This window comes from Tsukamurella soli (genome assembly GCF_039541155.1).
Classification (GTDB): domain Bacteria; phylum Actinomycetota; class Actinomycetes; order Mycobacteriales; family Mycobacteriaceae; genus Tsukamurella; species Tsukamurella soli.
In genome coordinates this window covers 1-22,771 of record NZ_BAABFR010000004.1, presented here as the reverse complement: position 1 = coordinate 22,771, position 22,771 = coordinate 1, and the positions used below count along the sequence as shown (strand labels likewise).

21 protein-coding genes are annotated in these 22,771 nt (G+C 70.2%); 4 read left to right on the top strand and 17 right to left on the bottom strand.

The genetic code is table 11. The annotated features are described in order from the left end of the window. Positions 1-234: 234 nt before the first annotated feature. From hpaD to ABD908_RS02075, 3 genes are read left to right on the top strand one after another with little or no spacing between them, the layout of a single operon-like run. Complete coding sequence (hpaD, locus tag ABD908_RS02085) at positions 235-1,344, top strand: 3,4-dihydroxyphenylacetate 2,3-dioxygenase (RefSeq protein WP_344990184.1); 1,110 nt, start codon at positions 235-237, stop codon at positions 1,342-1,344. Continuing rightward, positions 1,344-2,153, top strand: a complete 810-nt coding sequence (locus ABD908_RS02080) for a 2-keto-4-pentenoate hydratase (protein WP_344990182.1) — start codon at positions 1,344-1,346, stop codon at positions 2,151-2,153. The genes hpaD and ABD908_RS02080 overlap by 1 nt, the downstream gene beginning before the upstream one ends. Next, positions 2,138-2,941 carry an HpcH/HpaI aldolase family protein gene (locus tag ABD908_RS02075; protein WP_344990179.1) on the top strand — a complete coding sequence of 268 codons (804 nt, stop codon included), beginning with the start codon at positions 2,138-2,140 and terminating at the stop codon, positions 2,939-2,941. The genes ABD908_RS02080 and ABD908_RS02075 overlap by 16 nt, the downstream gene beginning before the upstream one ends. 82 nt (positions 2,942-3,023) lie before the next feature. Here the strand turns inward: ABD908_RS02075 and ABD908_RS02070 are convergent, their stop codons facing one another. After that, positions 3,024-3,653, bottom strand: coding sequence for a TetR/AcrR family transcriptional regulator (locus ABD908_RS02070; protein ID WP_344990176.1), 630 nt, complete (start codon positions 3,651-3,653; stop codon positions 3,024-3,026). A 68-nt stretch (positions 3,654-3,721) separates the two neighbouring features. Between ABD908_RS02070 and ABD908_RS02065 the strand changes: the two genes are divergently transcribed. Continuing rightward, the gene (locus ABD908_RS02065; protein ID WP_344990174.1) at positions 3,722-4,594 is read left to right on the top strand and encodes a ketopantoate reductase family protein; all 873 of its coding nucleotides are present in this window, start codon (positions 3,722-3,724) and stop codon (positions 4,592-4,594) included. Positions 4,595-4,670: 76 nt separating this feature from the next. Here the strand turns inward: ABD908_RS02065 and ABD908_RS02060 are convergent, their stop codons facing one another. The 16 genes from ABD908_RS02060 to ABD908_RS01985 all read right to left on the bottom strand — a co-directional run. Further along, on the bottom strand, positions 4,671-7,472 hold the full coding sequence (locus ABD908_RS02060; RefSeq protein ID WP_425584330.1) for a DEAD/DEAH box helicase: 2,802 nt from the start codon (positions 7,470-7,472) through the stop codon (positions 4,671-4,673). Further along, positions 7,462-8,478, bottom strand: coding sequence for a twin-arginine translocase subunit TatC (tatC, locus tag ABD908_RS02055; RefSeq protein ID WP_344990168.1), 1,017 nt, complete (start codon positions 8,476-8,478; stop codon positions 7,462-7,464). Before tatC ends, ABD908_RS02060 begins: the two co-directional genes overlap by 11 nt. 57 nt (positions 8,479-8,535) lie before the next feature. Continuing rightward, complete coding sequence (gene tatA / locus ABD908_RS02050; protein ID WP_344990165.1) at positions 8,536-8,796, bottom strand: Sec-independent protein translocase subunit TatA; 261 nt, start codon at positions 8,794-8,796, stop codon at positions 8,536-8,538. 119 nt (positions 8,797-8,915) lie between these two features. Continuing rightward, positions 8,916-9,314: a VOC family protein gene (locus tag ABD908_RS02045; RefSeq protein WP_344990163.1), complete on the bottom strand. Its 399-nt coding sequence runs from the start codon at positions 9,312-9,314 to the stop codon at positions 8,916-8,918. Further along, complete coding sequence (locus ABD908_RS02040; protein ID WP_344990160.1) at positions 9,307-10,212, bottom strand: phosphosulfolactate synthase; 906 nt, start codon at positions 10,210-10,212, stop codon at positions 9,307-9,309. The genes ABD908_RS02045 and ABD908_RS02040 overlap by 8 nt, the downstream gene beginning before the upstream one ends. Continuing rightward, on the bottom strand, positions 10,209-11,687 hold the full coding sequence (locus ABD908_RS02035) for a class I adenylate-forming enzyme family protein (protein ID WP_344990157.1): 1,479 nt from the start codon (positions 11,685-11,687) through the stop codon (positions 10,209-10,211). Before ABD908_RS02035 ends, ABD908_RS02040 begins: the two co-directional genes overlap by 4 nt. A 21-nt stretch (positions 11,688-11,708) precedes the next feature. Continuing rightward, the gene (locus ABD908_RS02030; protein ID WP_344990155.1) at positions 11,709-12,500 is read right to left on the bottom strand and encodes an SGNH/GDSL hydrolase family protein; all 792 of its coding nucleotides are present in this window, start codon (positions 12,498-12,500) and stop codon (positions 11,709-11,711) included. 31 nt (positions 12,501-12,531) lie between these two features. Next, entirely contained in the window at positions 12,532-13,479 is a 948-nt protein-coding gene (locus tag ABD908_RS02025) for a helix-turn-helix transcriptional regulator (protein WP_344990152.1), read from the bottom strand. After that, positions 13,476-14,510 carry a helix-turn-helix transcriptional regulator gene (locus tag ABD908_RS02020; RefSeq protein ID WP_344990149.1) on the bottom strand — a complete coding sequence of 345 codons (1,035 nt, stop codon included), beginning with the start codon at positions 14,508-14,510 and terminating at the stop codon, positions 13,476-13,478. The genes ABD908_RS02025 and ABD908_RS02020 overlap by 4 nt, the downstream gene beginning before the upstream one ends. A gap of 17 nt (positions 14,511-14,527) precedes the next feature. Beyond that, on the bottom strand, positions 14,528-15,886 hold the full coding sequence (pafA, locus tag ABD908_RS02015) for a Pup--protein ligase (RefSeq protein ID WP_344990147.1): 1,359 nt from the start codon (positions 15,884-15,886) through the stop codon (positions 14,528-14,530). Between the two features lie 855 nt (positions 15,887-16,741). Beyond that, positions 16,742-17,458: a proteasome subunit alpha gene (gene prcA, locus ABD908_RS02010; RefSeq protein WP_344990145.1), complete on the bottom strand. Its 717-nt coding sequence runs from the start codon at positions 17,456-17,458 to the stop codon at positions 16,742-16,744. Positions 17,459-17,460: 2 nt separating this feature from the next. Beyond that, the gene (gene prcB / locus ABD908_RS02005; protein ID WP_344990143.1) at positions 17,461-18,267 is read right to left on the bottom strand and encodes a proteasome subunit beta; all 807 of its coding nucleotides are present in this window, start codon (positions 18,265-18,267) and stop codon (positions 17,461-17,463) included. Beyond that, a complete protein-coding gene (locus ABD908_RS02000) occupies positions 18,264-18,458 on the bottom strand; it encodes a ubiquitin-like protein Pup (protein WP_344990140.1) in 195 nt (64 codons plus the stop codon). Before ABD908_RS02000 ends, prcB begins: the two co-directional genes overlap by 4 nt. A 117-nt stretch (positions 18,459-18,575) precedes the next feature. After that, positions 18,576-19,049: a nitroreductase family deazaflavin-dependent oxidoreductase gene (locus tag ABD908_RS01995; protein WP_344990373.1), complete on the bottom strand. Its 474-nt coding sequence runs from the start codon at positions 19,047-19,049 to the stop codon at positions 18,576-18,578. Between the two features lie 5 nt (positions 19,050-19,054). Then, positions 19,055-20,551 (bottom strand): depupylase/deamidase Dop, encoded by a 1,497-nt coding sequence (gene dop, locus ABD908_RS01990; RefSeq protein WP_344990137.1) that lies wholly within the window; start codon positions 20,549-20,551, stop codon positions 19,055-19,057. Positions 20,552-20,606: 55 nt separating this feature from the next. Then, positions 20,607-22,771, bottom strand: a 2,165-nt coding sequence (locus ABD908_RS01985) for an ATP-binding cassette domain-containing protein (RefSeq protein WP_344990134.1), incomplete at its 5' end; no start/stop codon positions are given.

Sequence of the window (22,771 nt, the reverse complement as noted above, 5' to 3'; positions counted from 1 at the left end):
GTTCGGGTGCAGCGAAGAATGAGCGGAGCCCGCAACCGTGCCCAGTCGAGCACGGCGCGGTTCGGGTGCAGCGAAGAATGAGCGGAGCCCGCAACCGTGCCCAGTCGAGCACGGCGCGGTTCGGGTGCAGCGAAGAATGAGCGGAGCCCGCAACCGTGCCCGGTCGACACCGGCGCGGTTCCGTGCGAGCGCCGAATAGTCCTCCAAACCTTCTCTAGCCCTTAAGGAAACATCATGGCCACCGACCACACCGCCCCCATCGCCACCCCGACGGTCCCGGCTCCGGACATCGTCCGCTGCGCATACATGGAGCTGATCGTCACCGACCTCGCCAAGAGCCGGGAATTCTATGTCGACCTGCTCGGCCTACACGTGACCGAGGAGGACGACGAGGCGATCTACCTGCGTAGCTTCGAGGAGTTCATCCACCACAACCTGGTGCTGCGCAAGGGTCCCGTCGCCGCCGTCCGGGCGTTCTCATACCGCGTCCGCACCCCCGAGGACGTCGACCGCGCCGAGGCGTACTACCGCGCGCTGGGCTGCCGCACCGAGCGTGCCGCCGAGGGCTTCGTCAAGGGCATCGGCGACTCCGTCCGCGTGGAGGACCCGCTCGGCTTCCCGTACGAGTTCTTCTACGCCACAGACCACGTGCAGCGCCTGCACCAGCGCTACGACCTCTACTCCGCCGGCGAGCTGGTGCGCCTGGACCACTTCAACCAGGTGGTGCCGGACGTCCCCCGTGGGCGGAAGTACCTGGAGGACCTCGGCTTCCGCGTGTCGGAGGACATCAAGGACGAGGCCGGTACCACCTACGCCGCGTGGATGCACCGTAAGCAGACCGTGCACGACACGGCGCTGACCGGCGGCGACGGCCCGCGCATGCACCATGTCGCGTTCGCCACGCACGAGAAGCACAACATCATCCAGATCTGCGACAAGATGGGTGCCCTGCGGATCAGCGACCGGATCGAGCGAGGCCCCGGCCGGCACGGCGTCTCCAACGCCTTCTACCTGTACATCCTCGACCCGGACGACCACCGCGTCGAGATCTACACGCAGGACTACTACACCGGCGACCCGGACAACCCCGTCATCACCTGGGATGTGCACGACAACCAGCGCCGCGACTGGTGGGGAAACCCGGTGGTGCCGTCCTGGTACACGGAGGCGTCGCTGGTCCTGGACCTCGACGGCAACCCGCAGCCCGTGATCACACGCACCGACTCGAGCGAGATGGCCGTCACCGTCGGCGCCGACGGGTTCAGCTACACCCGTGCGCCGGGCGACGCGATGTCCGGCGACGTCCCCGAGGAGGTCGGCTTCAAGATGGGACACCAGGTCTGATGCCGGTGACCGCAACCGGCCGCGGGCTGGACGACGCCACCGTCGCCGCGATCGCCGACGAACTCGCCGCGGCCACCGCCTCCGGTGGCACCATCGACAAGATCTCGGTGCGCTACCCGCAGATGACGGTCGAGGACTCGTATGCGGTGCAACGGATCTGGCGCGATCGCCGGATCACGGACGGGCACCGGATCGTGGGCCGCAAGATCGGGCTCACGTCGAAGGCGATGCAGCAGGCCACCGGGATCACCGAGCCCGACTACGGGGTGATCTTCGACGACCAGGTCTTCGAGTCCGGCGCCGAGATCCCGTTCGGCAAGTACTCGAACGTCCGCGTCGAGGTGGAGCTTGCGTTCGTGCTGAATGCGGCACTCTCCGGACCGGGCTGCACCGTCGAGGACGTCCTGGCGGCCACCGAATCGGTGGTGCCCGCGCTCGAGATCCTGGATGCGCACATCGAGCTCGCCGGTCGCACGATCGTCGACACGATCAGTGACAACGCCGCGCTAGGTGCGATGGTGCTGGGGCCCAGGCAGTTCCGCGTCGACGAGGTGGATCTGCGCTGGGTCGGCGCGCTGATGCAGCAGAACGGCGAGATCACCGAGTCGGGGGTCTCCGGGGCCGTGCTCGGACACCCCGCCACCGGCGTGGCGTGGCTGGCGAACAAGCTCGCCGCGCACGGTGACCGGCTCGAGGCAGGCGAGATCATCCTTGCGGGAAGCTTCACGCGCCCCGTCTGGATCTCCGCCGGTGACGAGGTGGTCTGCGAGTACCAGGGGATGGGAGAGGTCACGTGTCGCTTCGTCTGAAGCCCACCTTCCGTGACGTCCTCGCCGGGCGCGACGGCCCGCTGATCGGGGTGTGGACGGTGACGGGGTCGGTCGTGGCGGCCGAGATCATGGCGGGCTCGGGTGCAGACCTGCTGCTGATCGACGGCGAGCACGGCCCGTTCGGCGTCGGCGATGTCGTGGGGCTGCTCCAGGCTGCTGAGCCCTACCCGATCACCTCGCTGGTACGCGTGCCGTGGAACGACCCGGTGGCCATCAAGCAGTTCCTCGACACCGGTGCGCAGAACGTGATCGTCCCGATGGTGGGCAACGCCGCCGACGCCGCCCGCGCGGTGGACGCCGTACGGTATCCGCCGCTCGGGTCCCGCGGTATCGGATCGGCGCTCGCGCGCTCGGGCCGCTGGGGCCGGGTGGCGGGATACGTGCCGAACGCCGACGGGTACGTGTCGCTCACCGTCCAGATCGAGACGGCGGAGGCCGTGCAGAACGCGGCTGCGATCGCGGGTGTGGCCGGCGTGGACGCGGTGTTCATCGGACCGTCCGACCTTGCGGCGTCGATGGGCTTCCCTGGGCGGGGCACTGCCGAGCCGGCGGTCGCCGACGCCGTCGCCGCGACCATCGCGGCGGTGCGGTCAGAGCGGGTTCCGGTGGGGGTCAACGCCTTCGTGCCTGCGGACGCGCAGCGGTGGATCGACGCCGGTGCCGACTTCGTGTTCGTCGGCGCCGACGTCAGCATCATGGCGCGCGGCTCCGAGGAGTTGGTGGCCCGGTTCGCCGGCGATCGGGCGGCTGGCGCCGACACCTACTGAGTCGAGTGGGCGTGGATTGCTGCGTTGGGCACGGGAGGTCGAACGCAGCGATCGCGCGGCTCGACGCCATCGCCCCGAGCCGTCAGATCCCGGTCGGTGGCGCGCTCATCGCTGCGGTCAGGAACGTCATCGCCCAGCGCGGGCCGGCCTCGCCCGCCGGCGGGCACAGGCTCGCCGGGAGGCGTCGGTTGTAGACCTCGACGCGGTCCACGGCCGTCACCGCCAGGATCCCCCGCATCCGGAACCACAGCTCCTCCGCGGGGAGCTTGGGCAGTGCGCGCCCGAAGGCCGCCAGGTAGCGATCTCGGACCGTGTCCTCGGCCGGGCCGGTCCACGCGCGCACCTCGTCCGCGGGGTCGCTGATGATCATCACGATCAGCCGGGACGTCCGGGCGCCGCCCTCGTCGCCGGCCGGCATCTCGTCGAACAGCGGCCCTGCGAATGCTTCTACCAGCTCGCTGACCGACGGATCCGGGGTCCGGGCGAGCAGTCGGTCGAGCCCGGCACACTGCGCGGCGTTGATGGGCTCGACCACCCGGCGGGCGACCGCGGCCAGCAACTCCGCCTTCGATCCGAAGTGATACCCGACGGCGGCGAGATTCGCTCCGGCAAGGTCGGTGATCGCGCGGACCGAGGTGCCGCGGTAGCCACGCTCGGCGAAGAGGCGCTCGGCCGCGTCGAGGATCTGGCTGCGGGTGTCGCGTGACGCCATGCGGGTACTATACAGTCGTTCGATTCAAACGACTGTATGATTTATTCGCCCGCGAAAGAGGTTCGGCCATGAAGCTTCTCGTGTACGGCGCCGGGGTCACCGGCAGTATGTTCTCCGCTCGCATGTACGAGGCCGGGCACGACGTCTCGCTGCTCGCCCGGGGCGATCGCCTGGCCGCGCTCCGCCGGCACGGTGTACAGCTCGCCGAGGAGGACAGCTCAGCGGTCAAGCGGGTACCGGTGCGCGTTGTCGAGCATCCGGCCGGCGATTACGACCTGACCGCGGTCTTGGTCCGCACCCATCAGGTGGAGGCCGTGCTCGAGTCGCTCGCCGATCTCGAAGGGGACGTGCTGTTCCTGCTCAACTGGGCAGCCGGCGCGGAGCCGCTGGGCACGGTGATCGGTCACGAGCGCGTACTGCTCGGCTTCCCAACGGACGCCGGCACGATGGACGGCAGCGTGGTCCGGTACCGCGCGACCGACTTCATGACCCGCCGGGTCCCGATGCCGATCGGCGAACCCGACGGCCGCAGCACGCCGCGGCTCGAACGGATCGTGGGGACGTTCCGAACCGCCGGGATCAACGCCAAGGCCGAACCGCGGATGGATGCGTGGCTCGAGACGCACGCCGCGTTCGCGGTGCCACTCGGGCAGGCGGCCTACGACGCGGGCGGTCCGGCAGCGCTGGCCGACGATCCGGACGCGGTCCGCGGCATGCTCCACCTCATGCGGCAGTACCTCGGCGCCCTGCCCACGCCGCCGGTCCCCCGGGCATTCGTTGCGCTACAGACTCTGCCGGAAGGACTGGTCGTGGCCGTCCTGCGCCGCTTCCTGCGGAGCCCCACGGCTGGACGCAGCGGACTCAGCGACACCTCGCCCGTGACCGCGGCCGAACTCGAGCGCCTGGCCGAACAGCTGAGGCGTCTGGGGCCCGACTCCTAGCGGTGGCGAGGCGCGCTCACGGCTCATCGCCCGTCGAATCCGCCGGCGCTGCGCGCCCAGGCCTTGCCGAGAACCGCTATGCGTCGAGGGCGACGATCCCGCGCCGAACCAGGCCGACGGCGGTGCGCGCGGTCGCGGACAGTTCGGGATCGGACTCGCGGCACACCTGGTGGATCTGGTCGAGCAGGTCGATGACCTGCCGACACCAGCGCACGAAGTCGCCTGCGGATAGCAGCTGACCCCGCTCACCCGCGGCGAGCAGCGTCGCCGCCAGCGTGCCGCCCGACGCCCACTGGTACATGGGACCGACGAACCCGACGTCGGGCTCGCGGCTGGCGGCGAGCTTGTGTACGACCTCCGCGTCGCGGATCGCCGCCCACCGGCCCGCGAGGGCACCGATCGCCGTGCGCACCGTGTGCGGCACCCGCTCGCCGGTCAGGATCGACCCGCCGCGTTCGCCGCGCGACTCGAACACCAGCGCCGACACGACCGCGGCCAGGGCTGGTGCGTCCAGGTCGTCGAGATCCCCTGCATCGATGCACTCGCAGAGCAGCAGATCCGATTCGCTGTACAGGCGGCCCAGCCGATGCCCCGCCTCCGTGGGGGCCAGATCGGGCGCGCCGCCGTCGACCCCCGGAACGGCCTCCAGATACCCGCGCTCCGTCAGCAGGGCGATGATCCGTCGGAACGTGACCGCGAGGGAGTTGGTCGTCGCGCGCACCGTCGCCGTCTGCGCCGCGGTCTCGCGCTGCAGTCGCGCGTACCGCTCCGCGAGCCGGTCCAGCCCGGGCGTGCGTTCGGCGCGGTGGGCGGGGTGCTCGCGCAGCTGCGCGCGCAGATCGGCGAGTACACCGTCGTCGGCAGCGGGCCGGGCCGCCTTGGGACGCTCGCGGGGGGCGACGATGCCGGTGTTGCGCAGCGACGAGGCCAGGTCGCGTTTGCCGCGGCCCGAGCGGATGTCGGCCCCCTTGGGCACGCGCATGGTACCGAGTACCTGCACCTCACCGACGAAATCGGCGGGACCGACTCTGCCGGCCCACGCATGCTCGGTGACGACGAACGGCTTGGGGTCGCGGTGGTCGGTGGCGGGCTCGACGACGACGCCGAGGCCCCGGCGCCGACCACCCGTGATCGCGAGGACGTCGCCGCGGCGCACGTCCGCGAGCGCATCGCCCGCCGCGTGGGCGCGGTCGTGCAGGTGGTCGCGGCGCAGCTCCCGCTCCCGCGCCCGGATCCGCTCGCGCAGCGCCGTGTAGCCGAGGTAGTCGGTGCCGTCGGCCGCGTCCTCGATCTGCGTGCGCAGCCCGGCCAGCTCGCGCTCGCTGCGCTGGATCCGCTTCGCCGCCCCGACCACCGACCGGTCGGCCTGGAACTGCGCGAAGCTCGCTTCGAGCAGGCGCTGCGCCCCCTCCCGGCCGAGCCGGTCGAGCAGGTTGACGGACATGTTGTAGCCGGGGACGAACGAGCTGATCAGCGGGAATGTGCGCGCGCCCGCGAGTCCCGCGACCTCCTGCGGTCGCATCCCCGTCTGCCACAGCACCACCGCGTGGCCCTCGATGTCGATGCCGCGTCTGCCCGCGCGTCCGGTGAGCTGCGTGTACTCCCCCGGCGTCAGCTCCGTGTGCGTCTCGCCGTTGAACTTGACCAACCGCTCCAGCACCACCGTCCGGGCGGGCATGTTGATCCCGAGCGCCAGGGTCTCGGTCGCGAACACCGCGCGGACCAGACCCTTCACGAACAGCTCCTCGACCGCGTGGCGGAACGCCGGCAGCATGCCCGCATGGTGGGCAGCGAAGCCCCGCTCGAGTGCCTCCCGCCACTCGTGGTAGCCCAGCAGCTCGAGGTCGCCCAGCGCGAACTCGGCGACATGCCTGTCGATGATCTCGCCGATCTGCTCGACCTGCTCCGGCTCCGTGAGCGTGACCGGCGAACGTAGGCACTGGGCGAGCGCCGCGTCGCACCCCGCCCGCGAGAACACGAATGTGATCGCCGGCAGCAGGCCCTCGCCGTCGAGCAGGGCGATCACCTCGGGACGCGGGATCGGGCGCCGGGGCTGCGGGGGCCTGCCCCTGCCGCCCCTACCCCCGCGCCCGCGGGGATCGCCCGGATCGACGCTGCGATCGAGGGCCTCGCGCTGCTTGACGTGCCGCACCAGCGACTCGTCGAGCACCGTCGGCGGCGCGGTGCGTCCCGCGTCGGCGTTCGCGCGTACCGCCTTGACGTCGAACAGGTCGAACAGCCGGCGCCCCACCAGCATGTGCTGCCACAGCGGCACAGGCCGCTGCTCGTCCACGATCACCGTGGTGTCGCCGCGGACCTCGGAGATCCATGCTCCGAACTCCTCTGCGTTCGACACCGTGGCCGACAGGCTGACCAGCCGCACGTCGATCGGCAGGTGCAGGATCACCTCCTCCCACACGGCACCGCGAAACCGATCGGCGAGGTAGTGCACCTCGTCCATGACGACGTGGGACAGGCCGGCCAGCGCCGGGGAGTCGGCGTAGAGCATGTTGCGCAGGACCTCGGTGGTCATCACGACCACCGGAGCCGAGGAGTTCAGCGATACGTCCCCGGTCAGCAGGCCGACCCGCGCGCGACCGTAGCGGGCCGCGAGCTCGGCGTGCTTCTGGTTCGACAACGCCTTGATCGGCGTCGTGTAGAAGCACTTGGTGCCCGCCTCGAGCGCGAGGTGCACGGCGAACTCACCGACGATCGTCTTGCCCGCACCGGTCGGGGCACACACGAGCACACCGCGCCCCTGCTCCAGCGCCTCGCACGCGGCCACCTGGAACGGGTCGAGAGTGAAGCTGAGCAGCGAGGTGAACCGGTCGAGGGCCGTCACGGGGCCTCGCCCTCCCGATTCCTGCTCACACGACATCGTCGAAGTCGGTCGTGCGGGCGATGGACGCGCGGCGAACCGGGCGGGGGGCGTCGACCGGCGCGGGTGCGGCCACGCCCGAGCCGCGCACGGGCCCGGCCGACCCGACAGGCGCGGCAGCCCCGACGGTGACGGGCGTCGTGTCGAGGGGGGTCGCCTCGTCGTCGGAGTAGCCTGCCCACGATTCGGCCGACCGCGCCTTGCGTCGGTCGTGGATCCGCGCGAACTGAACAGCGATCTCGAACAGGACGATCAGCGCGGCGGCGAGAGCGACCATCGAGTACGGGTCACCCGAGGGATTCGCGACGGCCGCGAACACGACCAGTGCGAAGGCGAGCCCGCGGCGCCACTTCTTCAGCTTCGAGTACGGCAGCACCCCGACGAGATTGAGCGCCAGGATGATCAGCGGCACCTCGAAGCTGACACCGAAGATCACCAGCAGATGGATCATGAACCCGAAGTACTCGACGCCCGACAGCGCCGTCACCTGTGCTTGGTCTCCGACCGATAGCAGGAAGTGGAAGGCGTGGGCCACCACGAAATACGCGAGTACGGCGCCGGACACGAACAACACCACCGCGGACGACACGAAACCGACCGCATAGCGCCGCTCGTTGCGGTGCAGCCCGGGGCTGATGAACGCCCAGATCTGGTAGAACCAGAACGGCGACGCCAGGATGACGCCCGCGGTCAGGCCGACCTTCAGGCGCAGCATCAGCTGATCGAACACGCCTGTCGCGAGCAGCCGGCACTGGCCGTCGTGGGTGAGGTCGGCGCGCAGGTTCGAAGGCAGCGAGCAGTAGGGCTCACGGAGCAGGGTCGCGAGCGACTCCACAGGCCCGATGCGGTACGAATACCAGAAGAACCCGAACACTGCACCGACGAAGACGAAGGCCAGCGCGAACAGCAGCCGACGGCGGAGTTCGTAGAGGTGCTCCACGACGGTCATCGAACCGTCGGGGTTGACCTTGGCGCGGCGCTGCCGCGGATCGAGGGGTATGCGCACGGTGGTCCGGGCACGCGTCAAGGCACCCGCTGACAGCGGGTGCCTTGGTGCGGGCGGTTATGCGCTCTTGCGCTCGGGGTCGGCGGCCTTCGTGACATCGACGTGGACGTCGACGGGGGCGGCGGGCGCAGGGCTGGTGAGCTCCTGCCGCGGCCTGTCCTCGGCCTGGCCCTCGTTCTTCATCTCATTGATCTCGGACTTGAAGATTCGCATCGAGCGGCCGAGCCCACGTGCGGCCTCGGGGAGCTTCTTCGAGCCGAACAGGATCAGTGCGACCACTAGCACGACGATGATGTGCCACGGCTGAATTGCACCCATGATTCCCTTTCGGGGTAGACGGATCTCTCGAACCAGCATACGCCTCGCGCACGGCCCCGCTGCCCGACGCGGGCGCGGTGCGACAGCCGCGAGCCCGGCGTACGCGCACGCGGAGCGCGTCAATACATCATCCGCGGGTCGTGGTAGTACTTGAACTCGAGCAGGTTGTTCGACGGGTCCTTGAGCACGAAGGTCAGGTGCTCCTCGACGCGCCCGGCGAACCGGTCTCCCACCTCGGCGAAGAACTCGAGATCGCGGGACTTGGCCAGCGCGTGCAGCCGATCGAAATCGGCGCGCTCGCGGAACGTGATGCCGAAGTGCCGCGGGTACATGTGCACGTCGTGGTCGATCTTGTCCGACAGGTGGCACACGACCTGGTCGCCGAAGAAGTCGAGCGTGATGCGGTCGTCGTACCGCCGCGCAAGCTTGCAGCCGAGGCCCGTCACGTAGAACGTGAACGCCTCGTCGAGATCGCGCGCCGGAATGGCGAGGTGGAAGGTGTCACGGGTCTCACGCACGGTGGTGTCCTCCTCGGGCGATGACGGTACGACCCTGCCCCGGCCGGCCCGCGTCGCCGGCGGACTCGGTCGGCAGGAAGTCGGTAAGGGTGTCGGACCGTAGGCCGAGACGCAGTGTCTCGAGGCCCACCACCTCGTCGGGCGCGATATTACCGAGGTTCGCGTGCGGGCCCAGCCGACGCAGCAGATGCGCCTGGAGTTGCTGATTGGGCGCCTCGAACAGCAGCGTGTTCAGGTCGATTCCCGACTCGACGATCTCCTCGATGAGACCGTAGCGCAGCTCCCCGTTGGGGCGGCAGATGCCGCTCGAGCCGTGCTCGCGGGCCTCGGTGATCACCAGCGCCGCGCCGGCCGCGAGGTCTTGGCGGATGTACTCGATCCAGCGGACCGGGGACAGCGTCTCGGAGCGGTCGGGGTCCTTGTAGCCCACCTCCGACAGCACGGTGAACTCGCCCGCGAACCGCGCGATGTATTCGGCCTTCTCCTCGTTGCGCATGGGGACGGTGCCGTTGGAGATCTCGACGACCCTCGCACCGGCGGCGCGGCACAGGTCGGCCCACCGATCGACGCAGCCGCTCAGGTAGAACCGCTCGAACAGGGTGCCACCGAAGTAGAACTCGACGCCCGCGTCGCGTGCGGCGGTGATCTTGTCGCACAGCTGCGGCGTCGCCAGGCAGGTGCCCCAGCCGAACTTGAGCAGGTCGACGTAGTCACCGATGCTGCGGACCAGGTCGGCGAACTGGGCTGTCGGCAGCCCGTGGTCGATCGCCATCGTCAGGCCGCGCTGACGGGGCTTGGCGTCCCGCTCCGGCAGGCCGAGTGCGACCCGTGCGGATTCGGCGCTGGCCGCCCAGTCGACCGGGGCCGTGTCGGCGCCGCTGGGTGTCCCGGTGATCATGAGCCGAGCCTGGCGAGCCGGTGCCGCGCGACCTTGCCGGTCGCGGCGCGGGGCAGCTCCTCGACCACCTCGATCACGGCTGGTCGTTTCGCGCGTGCCAGCTGGCGGCTACATCGTTCGGCCAGGCGGCGGCGGAGGTCGTCGGTAGGTGCGGCCGGGTCGGTGGGGATCACGAAGGCGACGGGGACCGCGCCGAGCACCTCGTCGTCGCGGCCGGTCACCACCACCTCCCGGACGCCCGGGTCGTCCTGCAGGACCTCCTCGATCTCGCGCGGGTACACGAGCTCGCCGCCGCGGTTCACGGCGTCGCCGCGGCGGCCCGCGAGGTAGAGGAACCCGTCGTCGTCCAGGTGACCGATGTCGTCGGTGTCGAGCCACCCGGCACCGTCGAACCGCGCGGCGTCACGGCCACCGTCATAGCCCGCGATGACGCTCGCGCCACGGATCGTGACCCGCCCGACGGTGCCGGCCGGGACCGGCTGCCCGGCATCGTCGCGGATCTCGAGCTCGACGCCCACCGGGCGACCACACGAGCGCGCCGGGGCCGAGCCGTGCAGCGGAGTCGCCGTGATCTGCGAGGCGGCCTCGGTCATGCCGTAGCTCTCGACCAGCGGCACCGCGAGCGCGCTGACCCGTTCGCGGACCGCGGCCGGCAGTGGCGCCGACGCAGACCGGATGAACCGCAGCCCGGGCAGCGGCGGTGGCAGCTCCTGGGCGGAGAGGATGGCGAGGATGGCGGGGACCGCGTTGAGCCAGGTGATCCGCGCGTCGGCGAGCCGCACCCAGAAGTCCGTGCGGACGAATCGCCGGGCGAGGACCAGAGTCGCGCCCGCGTACAGCGACGCGAGCACGGCGACCACCTCGGCGTTGATGTGGAACAGCGGCAGGCAGTTGAACCCGCGGTCGGCAGGGGTCAGCTCGTTGTGCGTCGCGACCGCCTCGGCGACGTGCAGGATCCGGGCCTCGGAGAGGATCACGGACTTCGGCTCGCCCGTCGAGCCCGAGGTCGACAGCAGCACGGCGCCGGACACCTCGGTGTCCGCGGGCCCGTCGGCCGAGGCTTCTGGCGCGACGGCGAGCAGTGGCAGGCCGAGCCCGGCCAGTTCCGCGCGGTCGGTCAGCAACGCATCGGGACGGACCCGGCCCACGGTGCGCCGGAGGTCGGCGATGGGGGCGTCCGGGTCCAGCGGCACCGCCGTGCGGCCGGCGGCGACGATGGTGACGAACGCCGCCGCGAGGTCGACGGGGTCCGCGATGGCGAGCGCGACCCGGGCACCCGGCACCGTCGTCGCCTGGAGCTGGGCCGACCGCCGGCGGGCGAGCTCGCCTAGCTCGGCGAAGGTCAGCCGGCGGGGCTCGGGATCGGCATCGCCGGGGCCGGCCTCGAGGAAGACAGCGTCGCTCCGACCCTGCGCGCGGGCCCGGATGAGGGCCGCGAGACCAGAGGTGGACGGGGTGCTCGCCGTTGGTCGCATAGGTCCATCGTTCTCCGAGAGTTAAGCGTTCGCTGTCACCACGCCGAGAAAACCCTGATTCTGTCGGGAATCCGGCATGCTGTTTCCAAAGATCAGCGTCAGCAGGTCCGGCCATGTCGGGCCCCGCCGAGGCGAATTGCGCTGATGCGGATCGAGCGCGTCGCGCAGCGGGCCCGTCAGACGCTGGGCGATCCACTCGTGTCCGGCCTCGGTCGGGTGCAGCCCGTCACGCAGGCGTGGGAAGTGCCAGCGGCCCGTGATCGGGTCGAACACGAACACGTCCGGCACCGCGGTCCTGGCGGCCGCGACGATCGCAGCGTCGGTGGTGCGCGCCGCGGCCGACGGCTCGTCGCCCGTCGGGAACACCGAGATGAGCCCGATCACCGAGTCCGGGGTGAGCGTGTGGATCGCCTCGAACAGGCGGGTGACCGACACGATCACCGGCAGCAGCGGCTCGCCGACGTCGTTGTGCCCGGCCTGCACGAGCACGACGTCGGGGTGCACCCGGTCGAGCTGCAGTGCCGGGAGCAGCCGCCACATGGGGCCCTCCTTCGCGACGCCGCGTGCGACGAAGCCCGCACCGGGGTCGGCGCTGACGTCGGCGCGCACTCCGAGGTCGTCGGCGAGCAATTCGGCCCAGCCGCCGCCGGGCGGTGCACCCATGCCGTCGGCGATCGACGCGCCCACCACGGCCACCTCCTGCGCCAGGTGCGCGGCAGGCGGCTTCGGGGTCGCGACGCCCGCGCCACACAGCACAGCGAGCGCACCACACGTGCCTACGGCGGCAGCGCCGTGTCGGGTCCTCCGCCTCATCGGTAGTCGTTCCTCATCGGTAGTCGGACCTTCATCGGTAGTTCGCCAGCCCTGCCTGCGCCTGCGCGATGACCGCCTGCGCCAATGACGGCGGGGCGATCACCTCGAGCGCGCCGCCGAAGCCCACGACGAACCGCGTCATCCATTCCTCGGACGCGTACGGCATGGTCGCGACGAAGACGCCGTCGTCATCGGCTTCCTCGTCCACCGTCATCTGGTGGTATTCGAGGACCCATTCAGCGGCGGGTGCGATCCGCAGCGTCGCGACGGCGAGCTGGTCGGCGGGAGTCGAGTCGAACAGGGACCGCGCCGGCTGGACGTCGTCGGGCACCTGCGCCGGTTCGTCCAGCTCGGTCGCGGCGTCGATCCGGTCGAACCGGAACGCCCGCACATCCTCACTGGTGCGACACCACGCCCGCAGGTAGACGCGGGTGTCGACGGTCTGCAGCTCGATGGGGTCGACGACGCGCTCGCTGGTCGCGTCGCGCGACGCCGTGTAGTAGTGCAGCCGCAGCGCGTGCCGGTTCCGCGTCGCGGACCGGACGGTGGCGGCGATCGCCGACTCGTCCGCGCCGCCCTCGATGGCGGCGGCCGCGTCGCGCCCGGCGCTCGTGGTGGCCTCGGCGATCTTGTCGAACGCGCGCAACACGGCCGCGGTGTCGGCGACGCCGGGCGTCGCCGCCAGCATCCGCAACGACATCAGCAACGACGACGCCTCCGCCACCGTCAGCCGAAGCGGACGCTCGAGCTCGGCACTGAAGCCCACGACGACGCTGTCGCCCAGCTGGTCCACCTCGATGAGATCGCCGCCGTACCCGCCGGGCAGGCCGCACATGTACAGGCCGCTGAGATCCTTCTCGACCTGCTTCGCTGTCGATCCCAGGTCGTGCGCGGCCTGCTCGAACGTGAACCCGGGGTGGCTCTTGAAGTACGGGATCAGGTTGAGCCAGCGCGACAGTCGCTCTGCAGTCCGCGTCATCGTCGGGCTCCTTCACGATCGGCGTGGTCGGCCGGGGTGACCGCACGGGCGGCGCCGGTGAGACGCGCGACGACGGCGGCCCGCAGCTCCGGTGGGTCGAGCGCGACAGCGTCGGGCCCGAGCCCCGCGACCGCGGCGGCGACGTCGTCGAGCGACCGCTCCTCCACGGTGACCACCGCTCCGCTCCGGGTCGCGCCCGCGACCTCGCGCTGGTCGGTCTCCACCGACAGTGCGGCTCGCCGCAGCGCGTTGCCCCGCCCGTCCGCCAGCCACACGCGTGCGCGCACCGTCTTGTCGTAGGCGTTGACCGCCGCCTCGATCGCCGCGCGCAGGTCGAAGTCCTTCGGGCGCGGCCTGGCCTCCGCGGTCTCGAGCACGGCGACGTCCCGCACCCGCGACACCCGGAAGGTGCGCGGCGCGTCCTTGTCCGCGTCGTGCCCGATCACGTACCAGTTGCCCCGCACCGTCGCCATGCCCCACGGGTGCAGCGTGCGGTCGACGTACGGCGCAGACGGTCGGCTGCGGTGTCGGAACCGCACCGGGTGCCCCTGGTTGATGCCGTCCACGAGCGCGCGCAGCGTCTCCTCGACGTCCGGCTTAGGGGTCCCGACGGTGGCGGACAGCGCCGCCTCGGCGGCGTCGCGGACCTCGATCCCGTTCGCCCGGAGCTTGCGCACCGCAGCCTGCGCCGACGCCGCCAGCTCGGGCGACTGCCACATCGCGCTGGCGACGGCGACCGCCGCCGCCTCCTCGGAGTCCAGCGTGATGTCGCCCATCCGGTACTCATCGCGCTTGATGCGGTACGACTCGACCTGGTTGGCCCACGAGACCGGCACGGTCTCGATCGGGATGCCCTGGTCGCGCAGCTCCTTCTTGTCGCGCTCGAACATCCGCTTGAACGCCTCCTCCGTCACGGCCTGCTTGTAGCCGAGGACGTTGGCATGGATGTACGACGCTTCGACCGGCCGGTTCGCATACAGCAGGCAGATCACCAGGTTGGTCAGCCGCTCGATCTTCGGGATCTCCTCCACGGAGGAGATTCTATTGGTTACAGGGACGCGATCAGCCGCTCGACGCGCTCGTCGACGTTGCGGAACGGGTCCTTACACAGCACCGTCCGCTGCGCCTGGTCGTTGAGCTTGAGGTGCACCCAGTCGACGGTGAAGTCGCGCCCCGCCTCCTGCGCCGCCTTGATGAAGTCGCCGCGCAGCTTGGCGCGCGTGGTCTGCGGCGGTGTCGACACCGCCGCGTCGATGTCCTCGTCGGTGGTCACCCGAGCCGCGAGGCCCTTCCGCTGCAGCAGGTCGAACACGCCGCGGCCGCGCTTGATGTCGTGGTACGCGAGGTCGAGCTGCGCGATCTTGGGGTCGGCCAGATCCATGCCGTACTTGTCGATGTAGCGCTGGAACAGCTTCCGCTTGATCACCCAGTCGACCTCCGTATCGACCTTGGCGAAGTCCTGCACCTCGACGGCGTCCAGCACGCGGCCCCAGAGATCCACGACCTCCTCGATCTGCGCGTTGGGCTCGCGCGTACCCAGGTATTCGACGGCCCGGGAGTGGTACTCACGCTGGATGTCCAGCGCGCCCGCCGTGCGCCCGCCGGCCAACCGCACCGCGCTGCGGCCGGTCACGTCGTGGCTGACCTCCCGGATCGCCCGGATCGGGTTGTCGAGCGAGAAGTCCCGGAACTGGATGCCCGCCTCGATCATCTCGAGGACCAGCGCGGCGGAGCCCACCTTGAGCATCGTGGTCGTCTCGCACATGTTGGAGTCGCCGACGATCACGTGCAGGCGGCGGTACTTCTCGGCATCGGCGTGCGGTTCGTCACGGGTGTTGATGATCGGCCGCGACCGGGTCGTGGCCGACGAGACACCCTCCCAGATGTGCTCGGCACGCTGGCTGAGGCAGAACGTGGCCGTCTTCGGCGTGTGCAGCACCTTGCCGGCGCCGCAGATCAGCTGGCGGGTCACCAGGAACGGCAGCAGCACGTCGGCGATCCGGGAGAACTCGCCGACCCGGCCGATCAGGTAGTTCTCGTGGCAGCCGTACGAATTGCCCGCCGAGTCGGTGTTGTTCTTGAAAAGGTAGATATCGCCGCCGATGCCCTCGTCCTGCAGGCGCTTCTCGGCATCCAGCAGGAGGTCCTCGAGCACGCGCTCGCCTGCCCGGTCGTGGGTCACGAGCTGGTGGAGCGAGTCGCATTCGGCGGTCGCGTACTCGGGGTGGCTGCCCACGTCGAGGTATAGCCGCGCTCCGTTCTGCAGGAACACGTTCGACGAGCGACCCCAGGAGACCACGCGCCGGAACAGGTACCGCGCGATCTCGTCCGGGCTCAGTCGACGGTGTCCGTGGAACGTGCACGTGACACCGAACTCGGTCTCGATTCCCATGATTCGCCGCTGCACCCCTCGAACATACCCCGGTGGGCCGACGAGCTCCGCGGTGGCGAACCCTCTCGACCCACGAGCGTGCGCCTGGTCGACGGTCGTCCGGCGCGGTGATGGGCTGGCACGTCCCGCGAACGCCGCGCCGGCGCCGTGGGCCTCGACTGGATACGCCTGGGCCGCGAGTCTGCGGTTTGGTATGCATGAACGGCACTGGACGTGCCAGAGCGCAGACTCGATCGACTACTTCGTCGGTCTGGACCTTCGAAACAAATACGGCAGGAATTTCGCGGCTTTCAGCTTCGCGTCGTCTTCCATGTCCACGACCAGGCCGTCGATCTGCTGCTGTCCGGTACTGCCGAGAGCACTCTCGTGATCAGAAGTAAGCCGGTATCGACGATCGGGGATCATTTCCAGGATACCCGGCCAGATCGATTCCACTCCGATCGGCGGCCAGCCGGAACACAGCCCGACGGCAGGCCTGACCACGACCTGCTCTAGAACTCTGCGAAGTAGCGGACATCATCCATCGACCCTGAGCTGGACCTGCCCGCCGTGTCGACACCCGATACCATCCATACTTTATAGCCCACAGTGGCGAACCAAGCAACGGCTTGGTCTAGTGTCGGAATCGCTCTCTCGTGTCGATGACCAGGCCACATCCGAGGAGTTGATTTCGAGCATCGAATTCCCGATAGTCTGTTCATGCCGCCACGTCGGACGATATCCATCCAGACTTCACGCGAAGCGACGCCGTCCGAGTCTCTCAGCTGTCGAGATATCGGACTTCACCAGCTTCGCATGCCCGCCGACGGAGCCGACAGCGTTCCAGTGACTCGTGGTCGATCAGTGCATCGGCTCGACCGCGAATTCCCGTCAGAGCAGGCCGGCGACCTCCGCCGCCCGGAGGCGCTTGAAGGCGCGACGTGGGCGCCGCCGATCCAGCAGCGCGACCTCGAGCTCCGACTCGGTGAACGTCTTCGGCTCGGCGGGCGGCGTGGTGGAGTTGCCCGCCGACGGTGCCGGCGCCCCGAGGGCCCGAACAGCGAGCCGGAACGCGCTCTGCAGGTCCTGGTCCTCGACGTAGCCGTCGGCCATCACTGCGGCGACGGGCTCGGTCTGCCCGCCCATCACGAGGTACCGCTTCTCATCGGAGATCGAACCGTCGTACCCGATGCGGTACAGCTGCGCATCGGCGTCCGACCCCTGCGGCGGCACCTGCGCCACGCACAGCTCCACCTCGTAGGGTTTCGGCTGCTCCGTGAACACCATGCCCAGGGTCGACGCGTACGCGTTCGCCAGCGACCGTCCCGTCACATCGGCGCGGTCGTACTGGTACCCGCGGGTGTCCGCATGCTGGATCCCGGCCCGGCGCAGCGACTCGAACTCGTTGTACTTGCCGACCGCCGCGAAGCCGAGCCGGTCGTAGATCTCCGAGATCTTGTTCAGGGTGGACGAGTTGTCGGCGACGAACAGGACACCGTCGGCGAACTTCTGCACCACGACGCTCCGGCCGCGTGCGATGCCCTTGCGCGCGAGCTCCGAGCGGTCGCGCATGATCTGCTCGGCCGATGCGTAATACGGCAGCGACATGCTCATCTCCCCTCCAATCCCCGTCGGTCGCGCAGGACCACGTCGGTAGCGGCCGCCACGTCGGCCTCGGGGACCTCGACGGCCCCCTCGGCCGTGATGGCGATCGCCGTCGGGTACAGGCCGCGCAGCGTGTCGGGGCCGCCCGTGGCGGTGTCGTCGTCCGCCGCATCGAACAGCGCCTCGACAGCCGCGGCGAGAGCCTGCTCGGCCGTGCCGCGCGGGTGGTACCGCTTCTTCAGCGACGACTTCGCGTACGCCGAGCCCGACCCGATCGCGTGGAACTCGACCTCGTCGTGCCAGTCGCCGGTCACGTCGTACGACACGACCCGACCCGCGCGCGCCGGGTCGGCGGCCCCCAGGTCGAAGCCCACCAGGAGCGGCACGGCCACCAAGCCCTGCATGGCGGCGGCGAAGTTGCCGCGCACCATGCCCCCGAGGCGGTTCGCCTTGCCCGCGAACGTGAGCGGCACGCCTTCGATCTTCTCGTAGTGCTCGAGCTCTACGGTGAAGAGCTTGACGATCTGCTTCGCGATGCCCGCGGTACCGGCGATGCCGACGGCCGTGTGGTCGTCGGTGATGTACGTCTTGTGGATGTCGCGCTGGGCGATCAGGTTGCCCATGGTCGCGCGGCGGTCACCGGCGATCAGCACGCCACCGTCGAAGGTGAGCGCGACGATCGTGGTGCCGTGTGGCACGGAGCCCGACGGTGCCGGTGCGTCCCCGAGATGGGCGCCGGGCAACGCCTCCGGGGCGATCCGCGCCAGGTGCTCGACGAACGACGATCCGGTACCGCTGGACGGGCCGATCACTGCCCGCCCTTCTGGACGTACGCGCGGACGAAGTCCTCCGCGTTCTCCTCGAGCACGTCGTCGATCTCGTCGAGCAGGTCGTCGGTGTCGTCGGTCAGCTTCTCGATGCGCTCCTGACCCCCGCTCGACGGTGCCGCGACATCGTCGTCCTCGTCGCCCCCACCTGTGCGCTTGGTCTGCTCTTGGGCCATAACCGCCTCCTCACACCGGGACGCCGAGAAGGTCCGGATCGACCCGACGTCGTCTGTCCCCCAACCCTACCGGCGTCGGGGGCCGAGGGTGTCTGCGACACGAACCGGGTGTGAGCGTCAGGCGACCGGGTGCAGCACGCAGACGGGGATCGGCCGGCGGGTCTTGCGCTGGTACCGGCTGTACCGGCCACCGTTGCCCGCGTCGGCGAGGCGCCACAGCCGGTCGTAGTCGGGATCGCCAGGAGTCAGGGCGGTGACCCGGGCGCGTAGCCGCCGAGTGCCCACCTGCACTCCGACCTCGCCCGCGGCCACGATGTTGTGGTACCAGGCGGGGTTGTGCGGTGCACCGCCCTTCGACGCGACGACGACGAAGTCGTCCCCGTCCCGCGCGTACGTCAGCACCGTCGTGCGCGGCGCTCCGGACTTCGCACCCACCGTCGTGACGATCAGGCTGGGCACCCCGAACAGCAGCCGGTGCCCGATGCGCCCGCCGGACCGTGTGTAGAGCTCGCCGTGCAGCTCGAGCACCCTGGGGAACGCCTGCGTATACGCGCGCCGGTAGGCCTTTGCCGCCTCGCCGATGAGGTCCATGCGTGTCACGCCCTCAGCGACTCGACCAGTTCACGCGCCGAAGCGGATTCCTCGAGCAGCCGTCCCACGTGCTCGCGGGTGCCCCGCAGCGGTTCGAGCGTCGGGATCCGCACCAGCGACTCGGCACCCACGTCGAAGATCACCGAGTCCCAGCTGGCGGCGGCGATGTCCGCGCCGAATCGGCGCATGCACTCGCCGCGGAAGTATGCCCGGGTCGACTCGGGCGGCGTGGTGATCGCGTCGAGCACCTGCTGCTCGGTGACCAGCCGCTTCATCGACCCCCGAGCCACGAGCCGGTTGTACAGGCCCTTGTCGAGCCGGACGTCCGAGTACTGCAGGTCCACCAGCGCCAGCTTGGATGCGCTCCAGGTGAGGCCCTCGCGTTGGCGGATGCCCTCCATCAGGCGCAGCTTGGCCGGCCAGTCGAGGGTGTCGGCCAGCTGCATCGGGTCGTCGGCGAGCTGGTCGAGCACCGTCACCCACAGCTGGTGCACGTGGTGGGCGCGCGCGTCGTCGGGGCGCTGCTCGAGGAGCTTGCCGACCCGGTCCGCGTACTCGCGCTGGATGTCGATCGCCGTCATCGCCCGGCCGTCGGCGAGCGGCAGCAGTCGCGTGAGTGACGTGTCGTACGAGACGTCGTGCAGGGACGTGACGGGCCGCTCGAGCTGCAGGTCCGACAGGTCGACCCCCGCCTCGATCAGGTCCAGCACCAGCGCCGACGTCCCCACCTTGAGGTATGTGGAGGTCTCGGCGAGGTTGGCGTCACCGACGATGACGTGCAGGCGCCGGTACTTCTCGGGGTCGGCATGCGGCTCGTCGCGGGTGTTGATGATGCCCCGCTTGAGCGTCGTCTCGAGGCCCACCTCGACCTCGATGTAGTCGGCACGCTGGGAGAGCTGGAAGCCGGCGTCGTCACCGGACTGCCCGAGCCCCACCCGCCCGCTGCCGCAGAACACCTGCCGCGTCACGAAGAACGGGGTGAGGCCCGTGACGACAGCCGGGAACGGCGTGTCGCGACGCATCAGGTAGTTCTCGTGCGTGCCGTAGGAGGCACCCTTGCCGTCGATGTTGTTCTTGTACAGCTGCAGCGTGGGCGCCCCGGGGACACTGGCGACGTGCCGCGCCGCCGCCTCCATGACACGCTCCCCCGCCTTGTCCCAGATCACGGCGTCCATCGGGTCGGTGACCTCGGGGGCCGAGTACTCCGGGTGGGCGTGATCGACGTACAGCCGCGCGCCGTTGGTGAGGATCATGTTGGCGGCGCCGATCTCGTCGGCGTCGATGATCGGCGCCGGGCCCGAGTTCCGGCCCAGGTCGAAGCCGCGTGCGTCCCGCAGCGGCGACTCGAGGTCGTAGTCCCAGCGCGTCCGCTTGGCCCGCGGCACGCCCGCGGCCGCGGCGTACGCGAGCACCGCCTGCGTCGACGTGAGGATCGGGTTGGCCGCCGGGTCGCGGGGCGCCGAGATTCCGTACTCGACCTCGGTGCCGATGATGCGCTGCATGCTGATCAGGTTAGCGATGAGGCAGCGCGCGCCCAGCGGCGCCCGCCGTCACTCCTCACCCCACGCGGCGGCGGATGCGCGCCCAGACGCCCACCCACAGCACCAGCCCGATCAGCGCCAGGGCCCCGATCGCCTCGAGCCAGGCGCCGCGGGTGTGGTTCCACAGCGGGTCGTGATTGACGATCTTCCAATCGCCCGGGCTCTGCGGGTCCGGCACCATCGTCACGTGCTGCAGGTCCACGGTGGACGCGATCGCGGCGAAGCCCCACCGCGACGGGAAGATCCACGACACCTGTTCGAGCACCATCCGGCCCGCGATACCGAACAGCCCACCCGACATCACCAGCTGCAGCATCACGACCACCACCAGCATCGGCATGATCTGCTCGTTCGAGCGGGCCAGGGCCGAGATCAGGAGGCCGACCAACGTCGATACGCAGGCCAGCACGCAGATCGCGACCAGCAACTCGACCGGAGCGGACGAGATCACATCGCCCTGGATCTCCGGCTGCTTGATCCCCGCGATCGCGATGCCCACCATGACCGCGGCCTGCACCACCGCCGCGACGAAGTACACCAGGGTCTTGGCCGTGAGGTAGGCCCCCGGCCGTAACCCGACCGCATGCTCGCGGCGGTATATCGGGCGCTCGCCGACCAGATCACGCGCCGTGAGCGCGGCGCCCATGAAACATGCGCCGATCACCAGCAGCACCAGAATGATCATGGGTCCACTGGTGGAGTCCGACGGTGCCTTCCGCAGGCCGTTGGTGGCCGGCACGATCAGGGTGATCCCGCCCAGCACGAACGGCAGCAGCGCGAGGAACGCCAGGTAGCCGCGGTCGGCGAGGATCAGCCGGAACTGTCGTCGCGCCACCACCGACAGCTGCCGCACCCACGACGTCTTCGGCGCCGGGAGGGGCGTGCCGTGCGGCGCGATCGCGGGCTGCGCCTGCGTCGGCGGGTTGGCCGCCTGGTACCGCTGCGCGGCCGCCTCCGGTTGCTTGGCGACGTAGTCGAAGATCTCCGCCCAGTCGGAGGTTCCCATCGCGGTGCGTACGCCGGCCGGGGTGCCGCAGTACGCGGTGCGGCCGCCGGGAGCCAGCAGGAGCACCTGGTCGCACATGTCGAGGTGGGTGAGCGAATGGGTGACCACCACGACGACGCGGCCCGCGTTCGCCAGGTTCCGCAGTGTCTGCATCACCTGCTTGTCCAGCGCCGGATCGAGGCCCGAGGTGGGCTCGTCGAGGATCAGCAGCGACGGGCCGGTGAGCAACTCCATGGCCACCGAGGCGCGCTTGCGCTGGCCGCCCGACAGCTTGTCGACGCGGGTGTCGGCGTGCTCGGTCAGCTGCAGCTCATCCAGGACACCGTCGATCACGAGGTCGCGGTCGGCCTTGGACATATCGGGCGGCAGCCGCAGTTCCGCCGCGTACCGCAGGGCCTGGCGCACCGTCAGTTGCCGATGCAGGACGTCGTCCTGCGGGACCATGCCGATGCGGGAGCGCATCGCATCGAAGTCGCGGTGCACGTCGCGGCCCTCGAACTCGACCAGGCCCACCGTCGGCGAGGCCGCGCCCGCCACGACCCGCGCCACCGTCGACTTGCCGGCGCCGGACGGCCCGATGATCGCGGTCAGGGTCCCCGGCGCGGCGTTCAGCTCGACGCCGCGCAGCAGGGTCTTGTCGCCGTCGACGGTCAGGCCGAGCGCCCGGACCATGAGGCCCGCGCCCGCCAGGGCCTGCGGTTGGGGGCGCTGCAGGACGCCCTCGCGCAGCACCAGATCGGAGTTGCCGAGCGTCACCAGGTCGCCTTCGCTCAGCTTGGTCGGCGAGCCGATCCGGCGGCCGTTGACCTGGGTGCCATTGGCGGAGTGCAGATCCTCGATGACGACGCCCGCGGGGGTCGTGAGCAGCCGCGCGTGGTGCCGCGACACCAGCATGTCCGGCACCACGAGATCGTTCTCGGGCGTGCGCCCGATGCTGACCGCGCCGCCCTGGACGGGTGGGCGCAGTGACTCGGGGACCTTATAGAGACCGGTGTTGCCTGCCAGCGCACGCAGGTGCGGGGGCACGCGTTCGACCTCGGTGTTCGGCCCCGCCTGCATGAGCAGAGCGGGTTGGAGAGGCTGCGCAGGGCCTGCGGGCCGGGCGGGGGCAGGCTGTCTCTCGGGCGGACCCACGGGGCCGGACGGCCGACTCGGCGCGGGCTGGCCGCCGGTCG